General features: G+C 40.7%; 9 protein-coding genes. 3 read left to right on the top strand and 6 right to left on the bottom strand.

Annotated features, from left to right (window positions below):
• Positions 1–109: 109 nt before the first annotated feature.
• The 6 genes from VK097_RS14005 to VK097_RS13980 form a co-directional block, all read right to left on the bottom strand.
• Positions 110–1,150, bottom strand: a complete 1,041-nt coding sequence (locus VK097_RS14005; RefSeq protein WP_324212421.1) for a WD40/YVTN/BNR-like repeat-containing protein — start codon at positions 1,148–1,150, stop codon at positions 110–112.
• 450 nt (positions 1,151–1,600) lie between these two features.
• On the bottom strand, positions 1,601–1,963 hold the full coding sequence (locus VK097_RS14000) for a YxeA family protein (protein ID WP_324212420.1): 363 nt from the start codon (positions 1,961–1,963) through the stop codon (positions 1,601–1,603).
• Positions 1,964–2,061: 98 nt separating this feature from the next.
• Positions 2,062–3,999: an ABC transporter permease gene (locus VK097_RS13995; RefSeq protein ID WP_324212419.1), complete on the bottom strand. Its 1,938-nt coding sequence runs from the start codon at positions 3,997–3,999 to the stop codon at positions 2,062–2,064.
• The gene (locus VK097_RS13990) at positions 3,989–4,747 is read right to left on the bottom strand and encodes an ABC transporter ATP-binding protein (RefSeq protein WP_324212418.1); all 759 of its coding nucleotides are present in this window, start codon (positions 4,745–4,747) and stop codon (positions 3,989–3,991) included. Before VK097_RS13990 ends, VK097_RS13995 begins: the two co-directional genes overlap by 11 nt.
• 95 nt (positions 4,748–4,842) lie before the next feature.
• Positions 4,843–5,841: a sensor histidine kinase gene (locus VK097_RS13985; protein ID WP_324212417.1), complete on the bottom strand. Its 999-nt coding sequence runs from the start codon at positions 5,839–5,841 to the stop codon at positions 4,843–4,845.
• Entirely contained in the window at positions 5,834–6,529 is a 696-nt protein-coding gene (locus VK097_RS13980; protein ID WP_324212416.1) for a response regulator transcription factor, read from the bottom strand. The genes VK097_RS13985 and VK097_RS13980 overlap by 8 nt, the downstream gene beginning before the upstream one ends.
• 227 nt (positions 6,530–6,756) lie before the next feature.
• Between VK097_RS13980 and VK097_RS13975 the strand changes: the two genes are divergently transcribed.
• From VK097_RS13975 to VK097_RS13965, 3 genes are all read left to right on the top strand, one after another.
• Positions 6,757–6,951, top strand: a complete 195-nt coding sequence (locus VK097_RS13975) for a thiaminase II/PqqC family protein (protein WP_324212415.1) — start codon at positions 6,757–6,759, stop codon at positions 6,949–6,951.
• Positions 6,952–7,025: 74 nt separating this feature from the next.
• Positions 7,026–7,460 carry a cell wall hydrolase gene (locus VK097_RS13970; RefSeq protein ID WP_324212414.1) on the top strand — a complete coding sequence of 145 codons (435 nt, stop codon included), beginning with the start codon at positions 7,026–7,028 and terminating at the stop codon, positions 7,458–7,460.
• A gap of 261 nt (positions 7,461–7,721) precedes the next feature.
• Positions 7,722–8,468, top strand: a complete 747-nt coding sequence (locus VK097_RS13965) for an arylamine N-acetyltransferase family protein (protein WP_324212413.1) — start codon at positions 7,722–7,724, stop codon at positions 8,466–8,468.
• The last annotated feature ends 493 nt before the right edge of the window (positions 8,469–8,961 follow it).

Here is an 8,961-nt window from a genome sequence, read left to right as displayed (position 1 = left end):
TTCTCGGCCCATATTGCGGAACAAAAAGATATTAAAAATGGTGGCTTGTAAACAACAAATTGAAGCAGCTACATTTCGTTCTTAGAAATGCGGCTGCTTTATATGATTGTTATGAAGGAACAATGACCAATGCATGTGGATGCTGTCGTTCAAATTTTTCTTTCCATGGAATATTTAATGAACTCCATGTGATTCCAGTATCATCAGAGCGAAACAACCCTTTATTATTCAAAGCAAAAAATATGCCGGATCTGAAAGGGTGAGCCTCCAATGTCGAAACCAAGGTTCCCTCTGAGGAGGGAAGGCCTTCCTTTACCTCTTCCCATGGCTGTCCCCCCTCTTTTCGATAGATCGTCGCACAAGCTTGGCTGGGTGCATGTGCCTGCCGTGGGCTGTCGGATGCACCCACAAGAATAATGTTCGGGTTTTCAGAATCAACGGCTAGCGTATACAAATATTGATGACTAAGGCCTTCATTTGGATAGGTCCACGTCGTCCCTGAATCTCGGCTTTCTGCATAGCCACGTCCAGACTGGATAAATCCATCCCCAGCCGCTGCATAAATACGTCCAGATGCCTTTGCATGCAATGCAAAGGTGTGCGTATCCAAAGGACCGTTAAATTTGCGATCTTCCCAATACTCTCCACCATCAAAACTCCGGAGAAAGGCACCAAATTCGATAGCAGCAAACAGTTGATCAGTATCTATCGGATGGATGCCGAGCCATCGAACGTGACTCGTATGCGGACGAGGCGGAAAACTCCAAAGCGGTTTGGATGGCAGATTTTGAATTCCTTCAAATTCTTGCCAGGTATCCCCGCCATCCTCGGAACAGAAAATGGCACTCGGCTCTGTTCCAGCGTAAACAACACCGTAGCCTTGTTTAGACTTTTTTGTGCTGACCGTCAAGGACATGATGTTTGGATAAGGAATAACAGTATCATTTACAGGTCCCATCGCATGCGGGGCCGCAATCGGTTCCCAATTTTCGCCAGCGTCAATACTCCGCCATAATCCCCGACCGAAAGTGCCGCAATATAACCGATTTATATCATGAGGGTCATAGGCGAGGCTGACAGGTTGTAACCCCTTAAGGACCGTTTTGGCATTCTCATTTTTATCATCCACTTTGACCAGCTCATCTTCCATTGAAAAGAAAATCATAACGTAGATCCCTCACTTTATGCATGTGTTATCCTAATATTTACCCCTTAGTGAAACAATTAAATCAATATTAGATTAAGGTCAATCAATCTGTTTTACAGCTACATATGGTTTGTTCCAGAAAGGGGCGCACTTCCGGAATAAAGGAAGGCGCTCAATTGCCATTGTAGGGCCATTTAATTGAATAAAGGTATAGTATCCAGTGAAGCCGTCACTACGGATAAAGTAGATGATTGTTATTTAAATGCCTTTTGATATGATTGTTTTCCCAGATGAATGATAAATAAAAATTAAAGAATTTCTTTAAATAGCGAACAACCGCATTTCTCACTGAGAAATTGCGGTTGTTTAAAATAGTAGTTTGTTATTATGTCAATGAATAGATGTGATATTTAAGTGTGGTAAACCTTCCCCGCATCAAGAATATATATTGCATTACTCTTCAAGTTCCTCTTTGGTTTTTGAGGGAAGTTTATGGGATTTTATCACTTCCCATGTTTTTACGTAGGATCCTTTTGCATCAACCTTTAGATATGAACCTTCCGGTAATATTGTCGAAGAAGTAAAGTTAACCTTTTTTTCATTACCACCTGATGTATAACCTATTAGGGAATACTCATAGCGATGCTGAACCTTTTTTGGTTGATGCTCATCGATTTGAACATATACATCTTCTTGGGAAATAAAAGGATTTCCCCGGTCTAACACTTCTTTCACTGTTTGTGGAAGAAATGTATACCCCACAATTAAAATTAATATTACTACAATTCCAATGCCAATGCCCTTGAGCTTTTTCATTATTCAACATCCTTTCAATACAAAAAAGTAGCTATCTTACAATGATAGAATCAGACTCTCCGCCGCTATATGCATTTAGACGGCGGAGGACTGCCCGTTTACAATGCTTCTCGAATCACTCGCTTATAGTAACGAACCGATAAAACACCGAAGATCGAGTACAGAACGGTATAAATGGCCATGACGATTACCGTAGGCGTTAACATTTCCGTACCAAATATGAACCAGCCTGATTTGACGGCGAAATAACTGTGCAACAGTCCGAGTATTAATGGAATACCGAAGTTGAAAAGTTGTTTATACCAAATACCACGAACTAAATCGTCCCGGGTAAAGCCAAGTTTCCGTAAAATTGTGTATGTGGGCTTTTCCTCTTCACTCTCATCCATCTGTTTAAAGTACAGAATACACCCGGATGTAATCAAGAAAGTTAACCCGAGAAATCCAACAATAAACATAGTCAGACCGAGTTGTTGTTTTTGCTGGTTGACGCTTTCCAAGTAACTGTAAGCCGGATTTTTCTCCTCGTTGTCCCAATCCTGAAAGATAGCATTTGCCTGATTCAGCTGATCATCATCGGCAATATCAATCCCGATGTATTCGTAACCGAAAGCTCCTTGGATGTCCGGGTCCAGACTTTTTTCCAGCTGCTGATAATCGCGATCATCCACAACGACAACTGGAAAATTGAGTGACTGAATCCTTGGCAAAAGTGATCTTTCCTTTGATTCTATATAATGTGCATCAATGGTACTGGTTTGACTAGACAGGGTTATGTTGCCCTCCTCTTGAAAGGAAAGGAATTGCGAAATGGAACCACCGACCCCGGTAAGGGCCGCTTCATCCGGCGAAACATTGATGTCCGCTGTTGCTTGGTCACTGACGACCACTATCCTGGTATTCTCCAGTTCACCATTAAAATTGCTCGGAGCCGATTCCAGAGCGTCTGTTATATCGGCACGGACAGTTATAAAATCAATCCGCGTTTCTTCATATCCGATTTGTTCCGCATTCAACTCTTCCATAAAACTATCGGCATCATCTGCATCTGTAAGGGAAAAGTCATTAGGCGCTATCTGCTGGGCCGATTTTTCCGTTGAATAATAGGAAATATACGTGAGCGATAATAAGCCGATTGCCAAAGCAGAAACGGTTGTTATGACCGTTAACAGTACAGCATTCGACTTCATGCGGAACATGATCGACGACAAGGATAGCACATTGTTAATCGATAAGTAGCCGGCTTTCGATTTGCGAATTAGCTGCAAGATAAAGCCGACCGATCCCTTAAAAAACAAGTAGGTGCCAATGATAACCGAACCTAAAATACTCAACATCGCAAAAAAGAGCTGGTTATCAATATCTCCACTGAATAGTTTCGTGGATAAATAATATCCGGTCATAATAAGTCCAATACCAATAATTCCGATCAGTATCTGCATAATCGACATTTTTTTCACGTTCTCTGATTTGGACCTTATCTGAAACAGGGACAGAACGCTCTGCCGGTTTATAAACAAATAGTTCATGACCATAATGAACAGGTAAATGATGAGAAAGACAAGCAGCGTCTGCCCCGTGGCTTTAGCTGAAAAATTTAATGCCGCAACCTGATCAATCCCCGTTATTTGGAAGAAAATAAGTTTGATCAGTTTCGAACCAGCAAAACCGAGAAAAATGCCAATGACTATCGATCCGGCATAAAGGACACTATTTTCGATACTCAAAATGCGAAAAATCTTGCCTTTTGTCATGCCAATCAACTGAAATAAACCGATCTCTTTACTTCTACGTTTAATAAACAGGTTGTTGGCATATAACAGAAATACGGTAACAATGGCGATAAGTAATACTGATCCGGCGTAAATTCCCGCTGATCCTTTTGCGGTACCCGACATGGTGTCCAATGCCGGATCAAACTGCAGCGTCACAAAGGCAAAATATAGTGCCACACTAAAGATCAAGGCGAATACGTACAGGTAGTAGCTCCGGATATTCTTCTTTAGACTTTGCCAAATCAGACGGTTAATGCTCATTATAAACACCGCCCAGGACACCTTGTGTTGTCATGATGTCTTTTAAGAAGGTTTGCCGCGTTTCGTCGCCTTTATTGAGCTGGGTATACATTTGCCCGTCTTTGATAAAGAGAACCCGTCCTGAATAGCTGGCAGCGACCGGGTCGTGGGTGACCATAACAATCGTTGCGTCCCGTGTGTGATTTAAGTTGTTCAGTTTATCTAATAAATCGGATGCTGATTTCGAGTCAAGGGCCCCAGTCGGTTCATCTGCAAAAATAATGCTTGGTTCGTGGATGAACGCACGCGCTGCCGATGTGCGCTGCTTTTGCCCACCGGAAAGCTCATTCGGATACTTATTCCGGATGTCATAGATGCCGAGCTCGTCTGTTACCTCCTTAAACGTTTGGTTCGCCTCTTTTTTCGATACGTTATTAACTGACAGTGGCAGTAAAATATTTTCCTTGACGGTCAGCGTATCAAGCAAATTATACTCCTGAAAAATAAATCCTAAATGGTGTTTACGGAATGTTGCGAGCTGTTTATCTTTCATCGATGTTAATTCCTGTCCTTGAATGATGATCGTTCCCCGGTTTACCCGGTCAATGGAAGAAAGCACATTAAGCAGTGTTGTCTTTCCAGAACCAGATGCCCCCATAATACTGACGAATTCGCCTTTATCGACGTTAATATCAATCCCTTTTAAGACCTCTTGTTTATTAAATTTGTTTCCAAAGCTTTTATGAATTTTCATTGCTTGTAACATCATGTCCTCACTCCTTTAAACTATTTCCATCATAAACGTATGCCATCCATTTTTCCTGCGATTCACCGAACAAATGATACTGGCATGTGACAATCTTGTCACATGCCAGTAATCGCAACAAATTCATTTTTGTTGGGGAATGTTAATGTAAATGTCGACCCTTCTCCGACATTGGATTGAACACTGATCTTGATGTGTAATGGTTTTAGCGCATTTTTTACCAAATAGAGTCCCATACCAGATGAAGCGGTGTCCTGATGGGCAGTAGTAGAGGTGAAACCGCGGTCAAAAATGCGCGGCAAGTCTTTGGCATCAATACCTCTGCCGTGGTCCTTGATGGCAAGGGTTGTGTGCTGTTGCTCACGGTAGCTGGTGATCGAAATATCGGCACTTTCCGTATATTTGATGGCGTTGGTTAACAACTGCCGAATAATGAAGGCAAGCCATTTGGCATCCGTTAAAACCTCCTCTATTTCTAAAGAAACGTCAAAACCGATCCCCTTGCGAATACACCAGGATTGTAATGCTTTTATTTCCTGAAAAATCAGTGGTTCCAGGTTGGTTTGTTCGATATATAAGTCGTTTTCCATAAAAAGAATGCGCTTTTGATGCAGCTGCTGATCAAGAAGTAGGTACATTCGCAGCCATTCGTACTTTAATTGCTCTTTAACCTTTTTGTCTTCTACGCGTTCAATCATAAGCTGCATTGCGGTTAGTGGTGTTTTCACTTCATGGATCCACGATAAAAGCTCATCTTTTTCCTGTTCTAATTTTATATTGTGCTGCGTGAGCTCATTTTTGTACTGTTTCGTTTGCCCATCAAGTCGTTCTTCAACAATTTTTTCGAACGGGCTCGTTCCCTTATTTATATCGGTTAAGTCGTAATCACTATCCCCTAGTTGTTTATAAAATGCTGTTTCCTTTTGATAGCGGACGATGACAAATACAACCAGGATAACAGTCGATAAAAAAACAATATATAACACGGGACGGACGGTGATACTCGGGTCGATCAGGGCAATAAAAATCGTAAGCAGTTGTAGCCCGATAAATAGGATTAGCCAGCTGCATCGCTCGATTAAGTACTTTTTAATCATTTGGTTGGGCCGCCTCTTTTGCCTGATAGCCTTGCCCGACTTTTGTCTCGATAAAACGGCCTAATGCGAGTTCATCCAACCGCTTTCGCAGCCGGTTCACATTGACGGTCAAGGTATTGTCACTAATGAAACGTTCGTCATCCCAAAGCCTCTGGATGATTTCCTCGCGGCTGACAATCTCGTTTTTACGCTCGATTAAAACTTTCAGGATGTACATTTCATTTTTCGTTAATTCAATAGTCCCTTTCTGATTGGTTACTGTATTTTTGGCATAATCAAGTGTCGCGCTATTCCACATGCGTAGTTCTATTTGCTCCGTGTTGTAATCATAGACACGTCTGAGGATCGCATGTATTTTCGCAATCAATACATCAAAGTGGAATGGCTTCTGGACATAATCATCTGCACCAAGCTGCATTGACATAACCATATCGGTAGGATGATCGCGGGAAGATAAAAAGATAATAGGGACGTTGGAGTGCGTCCGAATCATCCGGCACCAATGGAAGCCATCGTATTTCGGCAATTGAATATCAATAATAACCAAATCTGGTTTTAAACTTGTAAAATCCTGCATGATATCATTAAAGCTACTCACACCGTATACTTCATAATCCCAACTGGCAAGGCGTTCTTTTATTTCCTGAAACAAGCTTGTATCATCTTCAATTAGCAAAATGTTGGGCAATGGAATCACTCACTTTTTGAAACATTCTTTAGTTCCATTGTAGCGAAACTGTTTCATCGTGTATAATGCAGTGGTTATGAAAATATTCAGTTAAGTGTTATAAGTGTAATTAGGTTTTGTGATAAGATTGAAGTAGTTGTGGCTTCTGTGTTTGCGTGCGCATGGTGCTATAACTGGCATCGTGGTCGGGCGCACTGGATCATGAATTTTATGGTCATTTAGTGAGAATGTACTCCTCTGATGAGCTTACCGGGATAGCCGAGAATTGCAAAAACTTTATGAACGAAATCACAAAGGACAAACCGGAGAGGGATTTGGCTGTACTGGAAGAGATAGTAGTCAAAACCAGTTTATTTGAATACATGTTCTGGGATATGGCCGAGAAAAAAGAAGAATGGCCAATTAATCTACAGGAGAGCTAAATGCTTTAAAACAAAACATAAATTAATGACATTAAAGTTGGCTTTTTTCATACAATACTTTTGGGGTGGAAAAAATGCCAAGGGTAAAATATTCAAGTTCAGACGTCGCTCTAATGGCAAGGATGATGAGAGCGGAAGCTGTAGGTGAAGGAAAGCAAGGAATGTTGTATGTGGGATCTGTAATTGTTAATCGGGCTGTAGCGGATTGCTTGGATTTTACAGATGTAAGAACCATTCGAGATGTCATATTTCAAGTACAAGGAGGAAATTATTCTTTTGAAGCTGTTCAAAAAGGGAGTCTGTTTTATAAAGGAGCGAGATCTGTTGAGAAAAGATTAGCAAGAAAGAATTTGAATTATTGGAGACAACATCCGGCGAAATATGCTCTATGGTATTTCAATCCATATGCTCCATGTCCTTCAACATGGTACGGTCAACCTTTAACTGGTCGTTATAAAAATCATTGTTACTATGAACCGGAAGCCGGGTCATGTCCCAGTGTTTATTGAGTTATTTATTTCTCCAGGAAAGCATGTTTATGAAATATTGTATCTGAACTAACGGGAGGGTTAGTTTAAAAGATAAGAAATCACGATATTGAGTCTGACGCCATTCTTGGATAAGGAATGGCGTCAATTTCGTATAAAGGTCATATCACGGAATAAAAGCAGCTAAACTTTTGTGATATAATCGACTGAAAATAGTTGGTTCTGCACGAATTCAAGTTAATTTGATGAGTCAATGATTATTCGTAAAGGAGGAGTCCCATTATGGAGGTTGATCAATATTTACAACGAATTGGCCTGGATGATACGAAAGGGACAAGTTTAGAAACACTTCATCAGCTTCAGCTGCACCATATGCTTCACATTCCCTTTGAAAATTTGGACGTAATGCACCAAGTTCCAATCCCATTAGACGTAGAAACTTATTATACAAAGATTGTGTTGAACCAACGTGGCGGTTTTTGTTATGAACTAAATGGCCTGTTTAACTGGTTATTACAAAATCTTGGTTTCAATAGTTATTTTATATCGGGCACCGTTAATCGCCCAGATGGGTCATGGGCAAAGGAAGGAAGCCATGCCGCTCAGATTGTTGAGTTAGACCAATCCTACTTGGTCGATGTCGGTTTTGGTGATTCTGCTAGAAAACCAATTCCTTTAACGGGTGAACCCCAGGAAGACATAAGCGGAATTTACCGCGTAGTTAAAGTAAGAGAGAACATTTTTGACTTGCAAAGAAAGAAAAATGAGTATGAATGGATTACGTTATTCCGCTTTGACATAGCACCCAGGAAGTTAACGGATTTTGAAGAGGCTTGCCAGTTTAATCAGACCTCCCCACAATCTCATTTTACGCAAAATGAAATCGTATCGTTGGCCACTTTAGATGGCCGGATTACGCTTTCGGGAAATTCATTGATCGTCACTCATTTTGGGGAAAAACAAAAGACGATCGTCAGCGATAGTGAAAAGCCATCTGTTCTGAAACAATATTTTGATATCCATTTTTAGTCACTCGGAGAAGGAAATGTTCAGCCCGAGAGCAGAAACTTCTGCTCGAGAAGGAATTAGCCCAAGAAAGATCAGAAACTAATTCAGCCTTTGTTTTGCAAAAATGTTCTTTAAGTAGGTTTGGCGCGAGGTTTATTTGAGTTTTACATACGAATTAGTTGGCATGGCGGCTACCCTTATAGGCATGAAGGAGAGTTAGAGAAATAGCTTTTTGATATGCATATACACCACAAATACGTGAAAACCACTTTCAGTTACTTCGGTTGTATAAAATTATTGGTTGTATTACGATAATAATATTAAAGCAAATCAAGTGGAGGGTCTATTGAAAACATTATGTGGAAAAAGTTTAGCTTCATAAGTATCATTTTCGTGTTGTTGGCTGCATTGACAGCATGCAGCAATAACGAAAACAGTTCAGACAACGAAGGAAATGCAAATAAAGGTCAGCAAAAGCTTGGTAAGAAACAAGTGACATTGGCAACAGATACGT

The organism is Lentibacillus sp. (genome assembly GCF_035301675.1).
Lineage (GTDB): Bacteria > Bacillota > Bacilli > Bacillales > Amphibacillaceae > Lentibacillus.
The sequence above is the reverse complement of the archived record's forward strand: the minus strand, read 5'-3'. Positions and strand labels throughout refer to the sequence as shown.